Below are 18,072 nucleotides of genomic sequence, written 5' to 3' on the forward strand. Positions count from 1 at the left end.
GGGGACTATCCAGAGAAGGGCCTGCGTTCGTGTGGGTTACCGGCCGTCGTCGGCGTACTCCCACGTGAAGGTCGCCGTCCAGCCCGTCTCAGTCCGTTCGACGGCCAGGAGTCTGACGGGGCCGTCGTGGGCCGCCGCCAGTCCGACGCCGAGGAAGGAGACGGCCGGGTGGTCCGGTCGGGTGAGGCCGTCGATGGCGACGCCGGTGAGGTCGAACGACGCCCGGCCCTCGGAACCGTCGACGGAGGCGTCGACCGAATCGACGAGTTCGAGTTGTTCGACGAGCCCGTCCGCGAGGAGGGCACCGACGTCCTCGGACTCCGACTCGGCCACGGGGGACGCCCGTTCGAACTCGTCGTACAGCGGCGCGCCGGTCGGCGCGAGTGCCACGCCGCGTTCCGACTCGTCGTCGGTGACCACGAACAGGTCGTCGAGGCTGTCCGGGACAGAGTACGTCGCGTGCAGGGGGACGAACAGTCGCGCCGAACCGTCGTGGCCGACGTACAGGCGGTCGTCGCGGAGGCCCAGTTCCTCGACGAGCGCCGAGATGGTGTCCGCGTGCGCGTCGTAGAGTCCCTCGGTCACGGTCGCGGTGAGCACGCGCTCGGGCGTGAGGTACCACGTCAGCACGCCGGCGAAGACACCGATGGCGCCGACGATGACGAGCGGTTCGCGGACGGCCGGGAGGACCGCGCCCCCGGCGAGCGCCAGGAGACCGGTCGCGAACAGGGCGGTCGCGGTTCGGCGGTACGTCGCCTGTGTCGCCCGACGGTACTCCTCGCGGAGTCGGTGGTTCTCCTCCTGCAGCACGTCGACCTGTGCAGCCAGTTCCGCGCGTGGGCGTGGCTCGCGCTCGTGTTGCTCGTCGTCGGTCCCGTCCGCGTCTATGGGTTCGTTCGTGCTCATCTGTGGACGAGTCCCAGTGTCACTCTCTCGTACCGATGTACGCCGTAAAGAACTAGCGCTACGGTGCTCCCGACGGCGAGGGCGAGCAGCCACCCTGCCATCCCGGTGCCGAGTCCGACCGCGTAGCCGCCCGCGAGCGCGACCGTCACCGGCGTGGCGACGGCGACCGACGCCCGGCCCGCCGTCGTCCGGAGCGACGGGGCGCTGTCCAGGAGGAGGACGAGCAGTCCGACCGCGGTCAGCGCCGGTCGGAGACCGGTCACCGAGTCGAACAGGGCGGTGAAGGCCACGACGCCGAAGGCGACGCCGAGCGGTGCGGGGGCGAACGCGGCGGTGACCGCGAGGCCGACCGCGGCCACGACGCCGACCGGCGACTGGAGCACGAGTCCGACGCTGGCGAGGGCCACGCCGAGGGCGGCGAGCCAGTGCGCCCGGACCGTGGCGAGACGACTCATCCGGTGACCTCCGGGCGCTGTTGAAGCACCGCCTGGAGCGTCTCGTCGGGGGCGACCTCGTAGGCCTCCGATCGGCCGAGGGCCACGAGGCGTTGCCTGAACGATTCGAAGTCGAGGTAGTCGTCGTACACGGTTTCGACCGCCTGCAGTCCCTGCGGGCCGAACGCGACGCCGGGGGTCACGAACGCGGTGGCGTACCCGCCGCGCCGCCGGGCGTGCCTCACCGTCTCGACGAGTTCCGGGCGGTCGTCGTCGTCCGTCAGCAGGACGGCCCACGGGTCGCCCGGGGTCGAACCGAGCGTGACGTCGGCGGCGCTGAACAGCGGTGCGGCCCCGACCGTATCGACGTACGTCGTCGCCTCCTCGACGTAGGGCCGGAGCGTCCGGGCGAACGTGGAGTCGTCGTCCAGCAGGTCGGCCGTCGTGCGCAACCGGTCAGTCTCCCGCGCCGTCGCGTTCGCCGTCGTCTTCGCCGTCGGTTCGAGGTCGTACAGCGCCAGTTCGAGACGTCGGTAGTGTTCGCTGTCCGCCGCGGCCTCGAAGCGACCGGTGATGCCGTCGTCACCGACCGTCACGAGGCCGACCGGGTCGCTCCGCTGTCTCGCCCGCCTGAGCAGCCAGACCGCCACCTCGCGCAGGTAGTCGAGACGGCGATGGCCGTCCCGCCCGCGTCCGGTCGACTCGCTGTGGTCGACGAAGAGGAGGGTCCGCCGTTCGGAGCTGGACTCGTACTCCCGGACGTGGGGTTCGCCACGGCGAGCCGTCGCCTTCCAGTCGATTCGGTTCTGCGGGTCCCCGGGGACGTACTCCCGGAGTTCGCCCGGTTCGATACCGCTGCGTCCGATGGCCGCGTCGTGCTCGCCGATGCCGGCCACGTAGCGCTGGCCGCCGGTCCCGACGTGGACGTTCCTGGGTGCGTCCGGGTCGACCTGGAGCGTTGCCCCGGTGCCACGCTGGAGCGTCTGCTCGAACAGTCCGCGGTCGTCACGCAGCGAGAGCGTGGGCGGGTCGATGGCGTAGCGACCGGCGACCGTGGGTCGGAACAGCACGCCGATGGTCGTCTCCGGCCCGGTCGCGCGGGCGCTGGTCGAGGACTCGGGGGTCGTCCCGGCTGGGGTGTCGACGGACACGGACTGCAACGGTCCGGGGCCGTCGGGCGTGGTGACGGTCGTCTGCAACCGGACGGGCTGTGACGAGACCGTCTGGCTCGGCGTCACCTCGTGGCCGATGGTCGCCTCGTCGAGGAGCGTCTGCACCCGCAGCACGAAGGCGACCTGGTGGGCGAGGAGCCAGCCGGCGACGACGAGGCCGCCGACGGCCAAGGACGGTCGTTCGAGGACGACGCCGAGTGCGATGAGCGACGCTGCCGTGCCCCCGGAGACCCAGAACCGGCGCGTCGCTCGCATCACCGCAAGGTATCTCCCCCGTACATTGAAACTGACGGTCGCCCCGACACCGTCGGACAAAAGAGGTATTACGCGCCGGGGACCAAACCTGTCAACGAATGGGTTGCGCCGTGACCAGTCGCGTTCTTCTCTCCGCCCTGGTACTCCTGTCGCTGGTCGCGGCGCCAGTCGCCGTCGCTGGGTCGTCGCTGGACGCTGGCGACGCCGCCACGGAACCGTCGGTCGTCGAGGGGCAGCTCCAGCCGAACAACACGACCACGACGCCGCAACACCGGAACCCGGACGAGGTATCGGAGGATGGGGACCTCGACGAACTGCAGGGATGGCTGGCCGGCCGGCTCGGGGGGTCACTCCGGGAGAGCGCCGTCCAGATAAGCCAGGGCGAGTACGACCGAGCACGGTCGCTCGTCGGCGAGGAGTACGACGGCTACCTCGCGCAGTACGTCGACGTCGCGGGCGAGACGCGGTCGTCGGCCGACGACGAGACCGGCGACCAGCTTGGGGAAACACAGCAGACGCTCCAGAACTACGTCAATGCCTCGGAGGCGTTCGAGGAGACGTACGACGCCTACCGGGAGGCGAAGCGCAACGGGGACCAGGAGCGCGCACGCGACCTCGCCCGGGAACTCGACAACCGCTCGCGGACGCTCTCGGAGACGAGTCAGGAACTCGTCGGGCAGTACGAGACGCTCGGGAACCTGACGGGCCAGAGCTTCGCCGACTCGCAGGCACAGATCGAGGACGCCACGGAGAACCTCACCGTGCAGGCCCAGGAGGTCCGGGAGGAGGAGTTCACTAGGACGCGACTCTCGGTCACCGGCGACGCGCAGGTCGTCTCGTTCACCGGCCCGGTGACGCTCACCGGGCGACTGACGCCGGTCGACGGGTCCGCACCGCCCGACACCGCCGTCCTGCGCGTCGCGGGCCAGCGACGCACGGTCGACCTCGGACCGGACGGGGACTTCAGCGTGCAGTACCGTCCGGTGCGACTGCCCACCAACGCGACGAGCCTCATCGTGGAGTACGTCCCCGCCGCCAGTTCGCCGTTCTTCGCCGCGACCGACACCGTGCCCGTGACCGTGGAGTCGGTCACGCCGACCGTCGCGGTCGACGACCCGTCGCAACCGGTGGCGTTCGGGGACTCGGTCGCCGTCTCGGGGACGGTCCTCGTCGACGGCGAACCAGTCCCGGACGCACCCGTCGTCCTCTCGGTCGACGGCACCCCGCTCGGACAGGCACAGACTGACGCCGACGGGTCGGTGACGGTCCGGTCGACGCTCGGCGCGGCCGTCCCTGCTGGCGAGGTCGACGTCTCGCTGCGAGCAGGCGAGGCGGGTCTGGCCGTCGGTCCCGGGACGGCGACGGGGGGCATGACCGTGCGCGAGAGCGCCACGACCCTCTCGCTGTCCACCGACCGGTCGGGTGGCAGCGTGGCCGTCTCCGGCGTCCTCACCACGGCCGACGGCGACGCCGTCCCGGGACAGCCCGTCGCGCTCACGCTGAACGGAACGCAGGTCGGGACGGCCACGACCGACGACGGTGGTCGGTACGCGACGAGCGTCGAACTCCCCCAGAACATGTCCGGTTCTCCAGCGCTCGTCGCACGCTTCGACGGGACCGGCACGAACCTCGCGAGCAGTAGCGAGCGACTGACGCTCTCGGGGACGCTCCCCGGGTCCGGCCCCGGTGGCTCGGGTGGAGGAGGAGGCGGCGGCGTGGGGACGCCGTGGCTCGTGGTGGGTGGCGTCGTGGTGGTCGGCGTGTTGCTCGTCCTGGCGCTGACCGTCCTCGACCTCGGGCCGTCGGTGTCCGCCGACCGCCCCGCCGAGGACGTCGTCGACTACGACAGACGGGACACAATCGAGAGCGACGACGACGTCGTCGAGCCCGTCCCCACACCCGAGTACGGGCCGCTCGTCGACCGGCTCGACGCGCTGACCGACGATGCAGCCGAGAACCCGGGCGGGGCGGTGATCCGGGGCTACCTCGACGTCCGCGAGACGGTGGCGCCCGCGCTGGACCTGCCCGACACCGCCACCCACAACGAGTTCTACCGGGCGATCGTCACCGAGCGCCGCGACCTGAAGCGCCCACTCGGTCGGCTCGCCGGGGCGTTCGAGGTCGCGGTGTTCGCCGATTACTCGGTGAACTCGTCGCAGGCAGTAACCGTGCTCGAAGGAGTCCGTGACGTCGTCAACGAGGACGTGCAGGCGGGAGGCGGCAAGTCGTAGCGGGGTCGGGTGGGCGTCAGTCGAGTCCGGTGGGGGCGGCGCTTCATTCCGGTACGGGAACGGTACGCTACTGTCTGGAGTCCAACCACATCGTTTAACCCCCCGGGGGAGAGACGGAGTCACGATGGCTGAGGACCTCGACCTGCGACTCCTCCTCCCCGCGGGCGTCCGCGACCTCCCGGCCGACCTCGCCGCGGCCGTCGTGCTCGCGCTCGCGACCACCCTCTCCGTGTTCGTCCCGGTGGTCGCCGAGACGCCGCTCCGGGTCGTCCTCGGGTTGCCCTACGTGCTGTTCCTCCCCGGCTACGTCCTCATCGCCGCGCTGTTCCCCGAACGTGGCGACTCACCGGTCAACGACGAGAGTGGTGGGTGGGACGACGGCGACGTGACCGCCACTGGCGAGGTATCGGGCATCGACGGCATCGAGCGCGTCGCGCTCTCGTTCGGGCTCAGCATCGCGCTGGTCCCGCTGGTGGGACTGGTGCTGAACTTCACGCCGTTCGGGATCCGACTCACGCCCATCGTCGCGAGCCTGGACCTGCTCGTGCTCGGGCTGGTCGTCGTCGCCGCCCGTCGCCGACTCGCGCTCGACGCCGACGAGCGGTTCGTCGTGCCGTTCCGCACGTGGTACGGCGACCTGCGTCGGGAGCTGTTCGAACCCACGTCGAGGGCCGACGCGGTGCTGAACGTCGTCCTGGTTATCTCGGTCCTCCTCGCCACCAGTAGCGTGTTCTACGCCGTCGCGATGCCCACCTCCGGCGAGGAGTTCACCGAGTTCTACGTGCTCACCGAGGACGAGGACAGCGACCTCGTCGCCGACGGCTACCCGACGAACTTCACGGCGGGCGAGGCACAACCGGTCGTGGTCGGCGTGCAGAACCACGAGGGCGAGACGGTCCGCTATACGGTGGTGACCGAGGTGCAACGGGTGGAACTGGTCGACAACGGGACCAACGTCTCGGTGCTCGAGGCGACGGAGCTGGACCGCTATCGCACCGAGGTGGCGCCGAACGGGACGTCGCTGCAGAACGTCTCGCTCCAGCCGAACGTGACCGGCGAGCGCCTGCGCATCGCGTTCCTCCTCTACGAGGGCGACCCGCCGGCGAATCCGACCGCCAACAACTCCTACCGCGAGTTGCACCTCTGGGTCAACGTCACGGCTGCGAACGAGTCGGCGAGGCTGGTTCCGACAGGGGAGGAGACACCGGCAGTGATGGCGGCTCCTGCCTGACGTTCGAGAGATTGTGTTCGAGTGGGGCTACTGGGTTCGAGTGATGGCGCTGCCGTGATTCGCCGTCGGCGTCGCTGGGTTCTGAGATGCTGAGACGAAGAAGGTTCGGGTATCGGTGACTGCGAGGGGTCCGTATACAGGGCGTTGGACGTCCCGTTCAGCGGAGACCGATGATCGGATACCAGATGTCCACGGACAGCCCGATGACGAACCCGAGGAACAGTCCGTAGACGACGTGCAACCCAATGACGACCAGATACTCCCTGCGGCTGTCCTCGGCGAGGACGCCCCCCATCTGTTTCGGGTGGTCGACCAGACCGAGGACTCGGAGTATTGCCCACGGCCCCAAGAGGAGGAGGCCGAAGACGAGACCAGTCGGCAGGGTGTAGGGATTGTCGTTAATCCACATTGGTGATAGACCGAGTACGCCCCGGAACGTCCACGGGTAGAGGGCGCCCATGAACCCACCGTACCCGAGGTACAAGAGCACGCCGCTGATCTCGTGTGCACTCGGCTGGTTTGCGTTGAGCATCCGCTGCAGGAAGACGGTCGTGGGGAGCGATTCGTCGGAGAAGTACTCGTCGTAGATGGTCCCCATCACGAGTGCAGCGAGTATCCCCGACCCGAATCCGAGTACCGTTATTGGATGTGGCCACGCCATGGTTGTCCCACTAGTACTGTCGTGGTATATATCAATTGGCCATTAGTCTACTACGTGTTGGTGACCAAACACGGTGATTTCGGACGGTCATCACGTTCGGAGGGTATCGTGTCCGGGCTGGGCTCTCGAACTACCGCGTACCAGATTCCAGTTACTATCCCACACTGCACGAGTTGAAAGCAGTTTGAGATATGTCTACTGGATATAGTGATTGGATTTGCCGAGAGCCTGTATATTCAAGACGAGTGGGCACCTGGGGCAAGAATGAGCAATAATCTATTAGTAGAAGGAAATTAACCAGTAACTAAATGGGGAGATATCCACGGACGGTGCGGGGGTCGCAACTCAAGTGCATCGGCTGCAACGCGCCGGTCGTCCAGACGGTAGACGAACGCTACGTGTGTGTGCAGTGCGGTGAATCGCCGATCAGACGCAGATGAAATCGACGGGGAGTAGAAAACATGTCGACACAGAGTAAAGGTGAGGCAAGGGCTCACCAGGTAGATTCGAAAGGGGAACAGAAGCAAGAGAAGCGAGGGGGCGGTTGGGACCCGCTCCTGCCGGCAGACAGCGAGCAGGACCCGGCAATCAGCGTCGTGATGCCGACGATGAACGAGGAAGATGGCATCGTCGAGTGCATCGAGGACGTGAAGAGCGGGCTCAAAAAAGTCGGGCTGCAGGGCGAGGTCATCGTCAGCGACGACTCGGAGGATAGCACGCCCGACCTCGCCCGGGAGAACGGCGCCATCGTCGTCGAACCCGAGGGCAAGGGGTACGGCCACGCCTACCGCTACGCGTTCGAGAAGACCCGCGGCGAGTACATCGTCATGGGCGACGCCGACACGACGTACGACTTCGAGCAGATTCCGAAGTTGCTCGAACCCGTCCGGAACGGGGAGGCCCACATGGTCATGGGGAGCCGCCTCGAGGGCGAGATCCGTGACGGTGCCATGCCCGCGCTCCACCAGTACGTCGGGAACCCGTTGCTCACGAAGTTCCTGAACGTGTTCTACGGCGCCGGCGTGAGTGACGCCCACTCGGGCTTCCGGGTGTTCACACGCGAGGCGTACGATAAGATGGACCTGACGACCGACGGGATGGAGTTCGCCAGCGAGATGATCATGGAGGCCGGTGCCAACGACCTGACGATCGAGGAGCGACCGATCGTCTACCACGAGCGCGAGGGCGACGAGAAACTGGAGAGCTTCCAGGACGGCTGGCGACACGTCCGGTTCATGCTGTTGAACGCGCCCGGGTACCTGTTCTCGGTCCCCGGACTCGTGATGGGCCTCGTCGGGCTGGTGCTGATGACGCTCGCTGGCTCCGGCGTTGCAATCGGAGCGGCGACGTTCGGCATCCGGACGATGATCGCTGGGAGCCTCTTGACGATCGTCGGGTTCGAGGTCGGGAGCTTCGGCATGCTGTCGTCGATCGCCTCCGACCCGATTCGAGAGCCGAGCGACCCGATCACGCGACGGCTCAGGGCCGGCGCCACCCTGGAACGCGGTGCCATCGCCGGGACCGTACTGTTCGGCATCGGAAGCGCGTACGTCGGGTACACCGTCGTGCAGTGGGTCACCGGGGGCTACAGTACGCTCCCGTCCCTGCTACTCGACGTGGCCGCGTTCACGCTGGTCGTAATCGGGCTGCAGACGCTGTTCGGGTCGTTCTTCATGAGCTCGCTCGCACAGCAGGACTAAATCAGGCGTATTTTCAACCAACCCATTGGTGTCAGCCCGAGACTGAAATGAACTATTGGAGGTATCCGAGGTCTTCGAGCCTCTGCTTAGTACTTCGACTCATTTCTGTCGCCTCTCCATCAGAGGCGTGTTCGAAAGACGAAAGCCAAGAATCGAGTTCTGCTTCGAGCTCTTTAGCAGTCGCTCTTTGAATCTCCAGTACGTCCTCTTGCTCTTGGTCGTTATTATCGAGATCGAAGAGTTTCCGTATACCATCCGAATAACGGACGAACTTGTGCTCATTCGTTCGAACTGCCTGAATCTCTCTGCTGTACTTCTCGAGTTCACTACTTGGTACCCCCGTTTGTTCACTCAAACGTTCGATGGCAGGTTGGGGAGAGATGTACTCGGCGAATACGTGCTCCCGAGGCTTGGCAGTGGAGTTGGGATGGAAAGAACGGCCCTGAGAATCGTCTGGAATCGATGCTTCGGCGATGTCCAAGATAGTCGGGAAGAGGTCGACGACTTGAACCAGTTCCTCTGACTCTCCAACTGCATCAAATCCTCCCCCATTTACGAACAATGGGACGTGAATCAGTGTATCATGGATGGAGTATTGATGATCCATTAAGCCATGGTCGCCAATATTTTCGCCATGGTCACCGACCACAATGAAGACCGTGTCTTCCCACTCTCCTTCCTTCTCGAGTGTCGCCCGCAATTCTCCAATCTGCTCGTCGAGGTACGCAATCTCGGCCCGATAGAGCCCTTGTAAGAGGCTTAAATCGGAGTCAGATAGTTCCAATTTGCCAGCGACGTACTCCCACGGCTTCTGTGGGACATTCATCGCCTCATCGTACGAACCGTCCTCTAGGAAGGGTTCAGTGAATTCACGCGGCGGTTGGTAATCGAGGTGTGGTTCAAGATAATTTATAAAGAGGAAGAACGGGTCGTCTCCATTCCGTTCGCTAAGCCACTTTCGAGCGAGTCGGTTCGTGCGTTTTGCACCATAATCTGACCGACGGTACAGGAATTGGCCATAGATACTGTTCACTACGTTTGCGATAACATCGTCACTAAAGAGTGCGGTAAGCCCTTCCTTGAGGCGGTCCGTCCCGTACGATGTAAGTTTGATTTCGCCAAAGTCGGTATCCGTCTGGATGTACTGCCAGACCTTGTAGAATCGATCGAAACCTCTAGAGAGACCGAACTCACCGGTTACCCAAGCGTTGTTCGTGATGCCGACTGTCTCGTACCCCTCTTTTTTGAGGAGTTCTGCCAACGTCGGGAATTGTCCCTCGTAGTACTTGTGCCCAGCATGAGTTCCATGCTTTGAGGTATACGCACCGGTGAACATCGATGTATGAGACGGAAGTGTCCACGGTGAATTCGAGAATGCGTTGACAAAGTCTGCTCCCTCTGTGGCGAGCCGGTCAAGCGATGAATCTGAAAGTGTTTCACGGACGTACCTTGTATCGAAGGCTCTCGCTGTGTCCATCACGAGGAGGACTACATTTTTGTCCATACTGGATGTCGTAGCGTATCCATTCGCGTCAAGATGCTAAAGAGTCACTGTTCGGAAAGCGTACCACCTGGAGATACCAAAAAACTCTAAACAGAATAGAGGAACATTCAGGTACTAGACTCTAATGGGACAATCGATTGTGGATGAAGAAGGCAGCGAGGAGACGCTCCGTATCCTCGCCCTTAATAAGCGAAGTTGGGAGCATCCGAAAGCAGGGGGGTCGGAACTTAATCTCGAAGCCACGTTGAAACGACTATCGGAGCGAGGTCATGAGGTCCACCTACTCACTGGCTCCGACCAGGGTCAGCCACGACTCGAGACTGATGGGTCGGTCGTGATTCATAGAGTTGGGTTTGACGGTCGATTATCAGCTCCATGGGACGTCGTGGTTTCGTATCTTACCATCAGTGTCTACTTCTACTGGGCTCTCTTCAGGCTCTCACCAGACACTGTTTACACAGTGGACACACCTCTCCCGTGGCCAGTCGTTACCCGGCGCCCGCGAATCGCGATTTTCCACCACGTCGCAATCGATTCGTTCTTCGACACACACCCATTCCCGCAAAACTTGTTTGGCTATCTTTCACAGTGGGCGGGGGTTCTACGGGAGCGGAAGACGCCTACTGTAAGTGTGAGTCCGAGTACGACGCAGGAACTCGTATCGCGTGGGCATAATCCGGAGACGGTGTACGAGATTCGGAACGGGATGGACCTGGAGCAGTACAGCCCAGGTAGGAAGTCGGAGACGCCTCGAATCGTGTACGTCGGTGGACTCGAACGATACAAAGGGGTCGACCGCATCTCCGAGATTCATCACCAACTACGTGAGAAACACGAATCGCCTGTCAGACTCGACATCGCTGGTCGGGATGGTCCAGTCCGGGCAGACATCGAGGACTACTGCAACAGAACAGAGAACGCTCACTTCCACGGATTCGTTTCGATGGAGAAGAAAATCGAGTTGTTACAGTCCGCCTGGGTGTTTATTGCTCCGAGTCGGGTAGAAGGGTGGGGAATAGCCGTTCTAGAGGCAAACGCGTGCAGGACACCTGCTGTAGGCAGTGACGTAAGCGGTCTCCGAGACTCTATCCGTGATGGGCAAACGGGGGTCCTAGTTGATGGCGCAAACCCAGAGGAGTTCGCATTGGAAATCGACGCATTACTGGATAACGACGAACGACGTGAGACGATGGCCGAGGAGGCTCGTCGTTGGTCAGAAGAACATTCTTGGGAGGAGTCGGTCACACAACTGGAACAGCTGTTCCTATCCGTCACTCTTGGAAACGAGTGACTCGTAACAGGCTTCAAGCCGATCGATTCGGGACTCGATCGAGAATTCTTTTTCTGCGCTCTCACGGGCGGACTCGCTCATCGACGACCGCAATTCTTCGTTGTCCAAGAGAGCTTGCATCGCTTCTGTCAATGCATGTGCGTCCCCGGGCTCGATGAGGATGCTATTCTCCCCATCTTCGATGCCGCCAACCTCCTCACTAAGTTCGGATGCGATGACAGGGGTCCCTGATGCAAGGGATTCGATCATTGTCAAAGCCTGAAATTTCGAAGCTTTGGAATTGATAACAGTAAAAACTTTAGCCGGTAAGTTCTCTTTATCGAATTAATACCACCTCAATGGTCTCTATCTGTCTCGTGAACGCGGTATTCCCACCCGATTCCTATGGAGGAGCAGAGAACTACGTCTTCCGTGTCGCGTCTGCGCTGCAAGAACGGGGACACGATGTGTGTGTATTGACAACAAAACCGTTCGATGGTGTGCAATCACTGAACCTACAGCGCCAGGAACAAGACGGGATTGCCGTCTTTCGGTTCTATCCACTGAATATTTCACATCGGAGCAAGGGCACCGGTGAGAATGTTGTTACAAAGGCACTCTGGCACCAGTTAGACACCGCCAACATTCATGCAAGAAAAGTCATCTCAAAGTTCCTTACTAGGAGGAAATTTGACGTCGTCCATACGAATAATTTCATGGGCATTTCGACATTAGTGGGATCTGCAATCGCAAAGTCGGATGCCCGGTTTGTGCACATGCTCCACGACTACAGCCTCATTTGTCCAAAGAGCAATCTTCTACGAGAGCGCACGCTTCCGGATGACGACATTGACGTCTGCAAGAATCCGCCAGTCCCCTGTCGAATGTATGGAGCAGCCAAAAAACGCTCCATCGGCCGTCCAGATTTGGTCGTCTCACCTAGCCACCATGTGATTGATGTTCATCGTCAACACGGATTTTTTGAGAACGTTCCAACGAAACGTATTCAGCACGGAGTGACGGAAATTGCAGATTCACCCCCCACTGGGAAGCCGAACCGGGCCGTGCTCTATGTTGGAAAACACCTTCGTGCGAAAGGACTAGAAACGATATTCGAGGCCGCACAGTACTTATCGGACGTCACCTTCCACCTCTGCGGGACGGGACCGTACGACGATAAAAGCAAAGCAGCCGCAGCTAAACTGGAAAACGTTGAGTTCCATGGATACGTCTCGGATGAACGGCTGCATGCCCTTCGACGTAACGTCGGTGCAACCATTGTTCCGTCGATATGGATGGAGAATTCACCACTGGTAGTCTACGAAAGTTTCGCAGCGGGACTACCAGTGCTCGCGTCATCGGTCGGTGGACTTCCAGAACTGGTCACCGATGGACGTGGTGACCTCTTTCCACCAGACGACCCTGAAGCACTCGCAGGATGCGTCCAGCGACACCTCAATGACGACGAAAAGATGACGGATAGACGTGATAATGCACTCTCGTGGGCAGCTAATCATACAATTGAGGATCACGTTGACAGGCTCATGGATTGCTATGGGTCTATGGAGAATTAATGATTTTCATACTATAACTAACGATTTGAATCCATATGAGGCAAGTCCTCCCCTCCTCAACCATAAATATATTTGACTTAGAAGATTCTCGCTCTTAATGATGGATTTCACAGGTTGGTTGGGTGATTCCTACAGAAACGTCCGTTCTGACGGATGGAAAGGGCTGAGGCAGTCCATATGGCCTGCTTACAGGAAAATCATTGAACAGGGGCGGCGGTTTCAACCCGCGGGCGACAACATCTATGACTATGAATGGGACTTATTGATCGTGGTAGATGCCTGTCGGCTAGACTTGATGCAGGAGGTTGAACCAGAGTATTCGTATATATCGGATGTCTCCTCTCACTGGTCGCTCGACAGTACAACTGCACTCTGGATGGAACGGACGTTCAAAAGTCGAGATACTTCAGAAACGACGTACATTTGCAGTAATCCGTTCTCCGACGAACGTCTTGATGCCGCATCATTTTCTGAGTTTCAGGAGGTTTGGAAGGATATTTGGGTGGATCCAGGAACAGTTCCTCCACGTCCGGTTACGGATGCAACTATCGATTCGATGCGGAATAATCGATCATCGCGGACAATCACCCATTACTTACAACCACACTGTCCCTTCATTCCCCGGCCGGAACTGTCGGCCGGCAAGAAGCGAGAGAGTTTCAGTGATCAAGATCATCGAGACGTTTGGGAATTATACCGAGATGGCGACATCGAGGTCGATGACCTCTGGGACGGCTACCGGTCGAACCTCGAACTAGTTCTTGACGAAATCGAATTACTTCTTAATAATGTTACTGCTGAAAAGATCGTCATTACAAGTGACCACGGAAATGCACTAGGAAAGCTCGGCATTTATGGGCATCCACCACGGATGCCACATCATTCTCTCAGGGAGGTGCCCTGGATAGAGACGACTGCAGAAGACTCCGGTGAACACACCCCTGAGACTGAATTTGAAGATCCGGTGAACATGGATAGAGAAGAGCAGTTGCGAGCACTTGGATATTTCTGATGCATCACCCTTGGCGCTCAGTTTTATTATCGAAGGTAGTGTTCAGATTAGCTGATTCCATGCGAAGGCGAACGCTTGCAACCAATTTTCGACAGTCTCTGCGTGAGCATGGCTGAAACAGTTTGAGAACTGGTTTGTTCTGCGTTTTACTTCTCTAAAGACACGTTCGACGCTATTTCGATTCCCATGTGTTTCCTGCTGGAATCGGAGTCCGTGACGGTGACAGGCCGCTTGCAACCACGGTGCACCGTCGACGAGAAAGACTGCATCGTCGACGAGATGTTTCTCGCGGAGTTCGGAAAGGAACATCTCGGTGAGCGCTTGTGTTCTCGTCGGATAGAGGCGGACGTGCAGCAAGCGGTTCGTTGCAGGATCGACGGCAGCGTACAGCCAATATCGCTCATCGTTCAGCTGGATCACGGTCTCGTCGACCGCAACGTGATCCGGGTCTGCATCGTCTGTGGGCTGTAAATCAGCTTTCTGCACCCAGTTGTGGACGGTTGAGCGGCAACGGTCGACACCCCATTCATCGAGGATAGAGACTGTATCCGAGAGTGATAGCCCAGCCAGATGAAGTCGGATACCGAGCTTCATCGCGGGCTCGGGTGTCGCTTCTCGCTCCAGAAAGTCTAACTCGAAGCAGTCGCTAGCACCGATGAGGCGGTCGATTTCTGGCATGGACACCTAGAAATTCCACCGCCTCGTTCTTCAGACCTTATCTGAACACCGCCTTATCGAAGATGGAGCGCATTTAATAGGTAAGCGAACAAACTTTGTAAATCTCTGGTCTCTCGTCAGATGGCTTAGTTTCCCAATTTCTGAATTGACGAATTTCTTTACAATTGCTTGCAATCCTAATTCAAAACTAGTACGGACAGCCCACTCATTGAATATATTTCGTCCTACTACCCAGCATGACGAGGTTTCTGAATTGATTGGCGACGAAGCAGTTCCCACAAATAACAACGGAGGAAAGTATCGCATTAGGGGTTGCTTGGACAACCACGTTAGGTGTACTGAAGACGATTGACGGATACCTCCTTGAGATGGACTACATGAATAGATTAAACCACCAGCAAGTTTCGTTGATGGAAAACGTATATAGTCACCCTCTCCGATTTGTTATCAAATGTATACCCTATCCGATTTCGTACGCGGAATACGGGACCCTGATGTTGCCGCCGTTGAATTAAACAAACTCTATCATTCAGTTCGAACTAGAACGGATCACAATCCAGGAGGTATCGATATCTTTGACCGTGACTGGGACAACCTCGTTATCCTCGATGCGTGCCGATACGATATATTTCATGAAATTTCAGGCCTGCCGGGTTCACTTAGACAAGTTAAGTCGAAAGCCTCTGCGACCAAACAGTTTGTAACTGCTAACTTTCGTGGAAAAAAGCTTCACGACACGGTCTACGTATCTGCAAACGGATGGTATCTTTCCCTTCAAGATGAAATTGATGCAGAGATACACGACTTCGTCCCGCTTCACACTTCAACATTCCGTGAGAACCGGTACAAGACTACCCTTCCGGAGTCCGTTACCAAAGCGGCTCTTGATTCAAACGAACAGTATCCCAATAAACGACTAATAGTACACTACGTCCAACCACATCGGCCATTCATTGGGCCGACTGGCGACAAGTACTTTTCCGAACAAAGGGGACTCAACTTCCAGCGTGCAGTACACTCATTAGACAAAACAGACCGTCGGAAGATATCCAGACAGGCGTACCGGGAGAATTTAGAGATCGTCTTAGAAGATGTTCAGAAACTCCTTGCAGAGCTCAACGGGAAGACCGTCGTCACCGCAGATCATGGCGAACTATTAGGAGAGCGCCTTCGACCAATACCAGTTCGCGGGTATGGTCATCCCCTAGGAATATATCATGATTCACTCATCAAAGTCCCGTGGCTGGTGAATGACTCAGAGGAGCGAAAACAGATAATATCGGAACCGCCTAGTCGCGAATCCAACAGGTCAGTGACACCAGAAGAAACTATGGAACACTTGAAAGATCTAGGTTATGCTGTTTGAGAATGGCGTCATTCAGATACGGATGCCAAGCAAAGCGCAGCAGGTTTAGATAGCTATATACCAAAAACCGCTAACCTCATGGGCGATCAGTAAATAAACCAACACAGTGAAAAAGAGGTCAAAATTCACACTATTTTAGCTTGTATTTCATTTCCCAGTGCTCCTATCTCATCAAGAAGGCCCACTATATCCAGACGCTTCCGCAGTCGGGACAGAGCTCATTGTTCTTCTGGTAAGCCCATCCGGAGGCAGGTGCTCCGCTAAGAATTATTCAAATCCGATGCAAATAATCAGTTTCAAAAAAGACAGAAATTAATTATTGACCTCATGAATGAGTCTCGAAGATTTAGCTGTCTTCATTCGTTCTGTACCAATTGCCACTGGATTCCCTGTTTAAACGTACCGAGATCGGCTCCCGAGTGTCGTTCAACCATCTCCACTAATTCGATGTCTGTCCTGTCAAAACTTCTGGTAAGGAATACAGATATTGGTAAAGTCATGGTGAAAAACATCCCAAGTCCTATTAGTGCGAGTAGTCCCAAGTTGTCTGGGAGGATTATTGCCGCTACGATAGCAAGCAGCGTGGTCGGGAATAGAGGCTTGAGAACATTCCACCCAACTGGACTTGCTCCTGTTTGACGGTAGATCGCTATTACCTCGAGTCCATTGTAGACTGCGTATCCAGTGACAGTGGCGACTGCTGCACCCACGAGCCCATATTGAGTGATGAGTACTATATTCAGTCCGAAGTTGACAGAGAGACCACCTGCTGCAGAATAAAGTTCGACCTTTGGCCGATCGATCGCTCGGACCATGTCGCCATCAAGTCCGCTCAGTGCTCGGATGAACAGCCCACCGATGAGTACTGCTAGTGCTGAAGATGCTGGTGTGTATGCTGCCCCGAATATCGCGGCAATAGCGTCTGATGCGAAGAACGTGAATACCAACACAAACGGAAGCGTTGCCAGAGAGATCCACTTGGTCGTGACAGTAAACAATTCATTCAAGCCACCTAGATCTCCAGATTCGTAGTACTCCGTAGCGATTGGCAAATAAAGAAACGAGAAGGAACTAACGACGAAGGTCGTCGCCTGCTTAAGTGGCTGGATAGAGCGGTAGTACCCGACGGACGTTGAATCCAGAAAATAGCCTATCATCAACACGTCCATGTTCGAAAGCATAAGAAAGATAACAGAGCTGGTTGCAAGTGGCCACGAAAACGACCAGAGCCTATTCAGCGTTCTGGAATCTGGAATACCGACGACTTTGCGAAGCTGATATCTTTGTCTCAATAAGAGGGTGCAGAAAAATAGAATGAAAAACTGGAACGATATCCAATAAGCAACAGCTCCGATCTCAGAAGAAATAGTGAAGGTTGCTATTGCGAGCAGGCCTAGTGCGAAAACCCGGGCCCCGATTTTTTTTGAAAGAACAGCACCTACCGTGCGTCCTTGGCCGCGGAGTACGCCAAACGCGATACGGGCGAGTGGGTAAAGTATGAAGAAGATTAAAAAGAAAGGTATCCACTTGGTTAGCGACGGTTGGCCCATCAGTCCTGCCAGCCAATTTCTAAGAAAGTATAGCCCGAGGATGCTTATCACTGCCGCAACGAGGGTTATGATGAGAGCGCTCCTCAGTATTGAAAGTCGCTCTACTGAGTCATCCGCTGCCGAGAGAAATCGGGTGACTCCATCATGAACCCCTAGTAGAGTGATGTTCGCGAGAGCGAATACCACAGTATACGCGAGTGCTACCTCACCAAACGCACTTGGTGGCAGCGCTCGAATTATCGCCGTCTCGCCAACTAATCCGAGGGCTCTACCTACAATCGATCCAACGAACACAACCGATGCACTTTCTGCCAATTTTCCGAGGCTGTCAGCGACCTTAGTCATTTTTAAAAACGTAGATTTGTAAGATTGCTTGATTTCTACCCGAGATTATAGTTCGATATCTCAATTTCATTTAATCCCTAGTGCTCAGGCCTACACTTCCTATCGAAGTGCATCAATGATTTGTTTTTCTCTAACCATATTCTCATGACGGAGAAGCCACAGCCATTTGTATTGGGATACAGT

15 protein-coding genes are annotated in these 18,072 nt (G+C 58.2%); 7 read left to right on the top strand and 8 right to left on the bottom strand.

Going from position 1 to position 18,072, the window contains the following annotated elements; all coding sequences use genetic code 11:
- Positions 1-36: 36 nt before the first annotated feature.
- The 3 genes from ACSC1W_RS18370 to ACSC1W_RS18380 are packed head-to-tail and all read right to left on the bottom strand — an operon-like array spanning position 37 to position 2,767.
- Positions 37-906, bottom strand: coding sequence for a DUF7982 domain-containing protein (locus ACSC1W_RS18370; protein WP_435349119.1), 870 nt, complete (start codon positions 904-906; stop codon positions 37-39).
- Entirely contained in the window at positions 903-1,361 is a 459-nt protein-coding gene (locus ACSC1W_RS18375; RefSeq protein WP_435349120.1) for a DUF8163 family membrane protein, read from the bottom strand. Before ACSC1W_RS18375 ends, ACSC1W_RS18370 begins: the two co-directional genes overlap by 4 nt.
- On the bottom strand, positions 1,358-2,767 hold the full coding sequence (locus ACSC1W_RS18380; RefSeq protein WP_435349122.1) for a DUF58 domain-containing protein: 1,410 nt from the start codon (positions 2,765-2,767) through the stop codon (positions 1,358-1,360). Before ACSC1W_RS18380 ends, ACSC1W_RS18375 begins: the two co-directional genes overlap by 4 nt.
- A 98-nt stretch (positions 2,768-2,865) precedes the next feature.
- Between ACSC1W_RS18380 and ACSC1W_RS18385 the strand changes: the two genes are divergently transcribed.
- Both ACSC1W_RS18385 and ACSC1W_RS18390 read left to right on the top strand, forming a co-directional pair.
- Positions 2,866-4,998 carry a hypothetical protein gene (locus tag ACSC1W_RS18385; RefSeq protein ID WP_435349124.1) on the top strand — a complete coding sequence of 711 codons (2,133 nt, stop codon included), beginning with the start codon at positions 2,866-2,868 and terminating at the stop codon, positions 4,996-4,998.
- Positions 4,999-5,122: 124 nt separating this feature from the next.
- On the top strand, positions 5,123-6,229 hold the full coding sequence (locus ACSC1W_RS18390) for a DUF8471 domain-containing protein (RefSeq protein ID WP_435349125.1): 1,107 nt from the start codon (positions 5,123-5,125) through the stop codon (positions 6,227-6,229).
- A gap of 157 nt (positions 6,230-6,386) precedes the next feature.
- Here the strand turns inward: ACSC1W_RS18390 and ACSC1W_RS18395 are convergent, their stop codons facing one another.
- A complete protein-coding gene (locus ACSC1W_RS18395; RefSeq protein WP_435349126.1) occupies positions 6,387-6,890 on the bottom strand; it encodes a hypothetical protein in 504 nt (167 codons plus the stop codon).
- Positions 6,891-7,351: 461 nt separating this feature from the next.
- Here ACSC1W_RS18395 and ACSC1W_RS18400 point away from each other — a divergent pair, with 461 nt between their 5' ends.
- A complete protein-coding gene (locus ACSC1W_RS18400) occupies positions 7,352-8,590 on the top strand; it encodes a glycosyltransferase family 2 protein (RefSeq protein ID WP_435349127.1) in 1,239 nt (412 codons plus the stop codon).
- A gap of 52 nt (positions 8,591-8,642) precedes the next feature.
- Here ACSC1W_RS18400 and ACSC1W_RS18405 read toward each other — a convergent pair whose 3' ends face one another.
- Positions 8,643-10,094: a sulfatase gene (locus tag ACSC1W_RS18405; protein WP_435349128.1), complete on the bottom strand. Its 1,452-nt coding sequence runs from the start codon at positions 10,092-10,094 to the stop codon at positions 8,643-8,645.
- Positions 10,095-10,233: 139 nt separating this feature from the next.
- Here ACSC1W_RS18405 and ACSC1W_RS18410 point away from each other — a divergent pair, with 139 nt between their 5' ends.
- Complete coding sequence (locus ACSC1W_RS18410) at positions 10,234-11,385, top strand: glycosyltransferase family 4 protein (protein WP_435349129.1); 1,152 nt, start codon at positions 10,234-10,236, stop codon at positions 11,383-11,385.
- Here the strand turns inward: ACSC1W_RS18410 and ACSC1W_RS18415 are convergent.
- Positions 11,359-11,640 (bottom strand): glycosyltransferase, encoded by a 282-nt coding sequence (locus tag ACSC1W_RS18415; protein ID WP_435349130.1) that lies wholly within the window; start codon positions 11,638-11,640, stop codon positions 11,359-11,361. The genes ACSC1W_RS18410 and ACSC1W_RS18415 overlap by 27 nt on opposite strands.
- A gap of 101 nt (positions 11,641-11,741) precedes the next feature.
- Here ACSC1W_RS18415 and ACSC1W_RS18420 point away from each other — a divergent pair, with 101 nt between their 5' ends.
- Together ACSC1W_RS18420 and ACSC1W_RS18425 are read left to right on the top strand one after the other, a co-directional pair.
- Complete coding sequence (locus ACSC1W_RS18420; RefSeq protein ID WP_435349132.1) at positions 11,742-12,938, top strand: glycosyltransferase; 1,197 nt, start codon at positions 11,742-11,744, stop codon at positions 12,936-12,938.
- Between the two features lie 97 nt (positions 12,939-13,035).
- Positions 13,036-13,950, top strand: a complete 915-nt coding sequence (locus ACSC1W_RS18425) for an alkaline phosphatase family protein (RefSeq protein WP_435349133.1) — start codon at positions 13,036-13,038, stop codon at positions 13,948-13,950.
- A gap of 42 nt (positions 13,951-13,992) precedes the next feature.
- Here ACSC1W_RS18425 and ACSC1W_RS18430 read toward each other — a convergent pair whose 3' ends face one another.
- Positions 13,993-14,628: an IS6 family transposase gene (locus ACSC1W_RS18430; protein WP_435349134.1), complete on the bottom strand. Its 636-nt coding sequence runs from the start codon at positions 14,626-14,628 to the stop codon at positions 13,993-13,995.
- Positions 14,629-15,079: 451 nt separating this feature from the next.
- Between ACSC1W_RS18430 and ACSC1W_RS18435 the strand changes: the two genes are divergently transcribed.
- Positions 15,080-15,994, top strand: a complete 915-nt coding sequence (locus ACSC1W_RS18435; RefSeq protein ID WP_435349135.1) for a hypothetical protein — start codon at positions 15,080-15,082, stop codon at positions 15,992-15,994.
- A gap of 356 nt (positions 15,995-16,350) precedes the next feature.
- On the opposite strand, the gene ACSC1W_RS18440 is transcribed toward ACSC1W_RS18435, so the two are convergent.
- Positions 16,351-17,889 (bottom strand): flippase, encoded by a 1,539-nt coding sequence (locus ACSC1W_RS18440; RefSeq protein WP_435349136.1) that lies wholly within the window; start codon positions 17,887-17,889, stop codon positions 16,351-16,353.
- Between the last annotated feature and the right edge of the window lie 183 nt (positions 17,890-18,072).

Origin of the sequence: Haloarchaeobius marinus, from assembly GCF_051207415.1 — an archaeon.
Classification (GTDB): Archaea; Halobacteriota; Halobacteria; order Halobacteriales; family Natrialbaceae; genus Haloarchaeobius.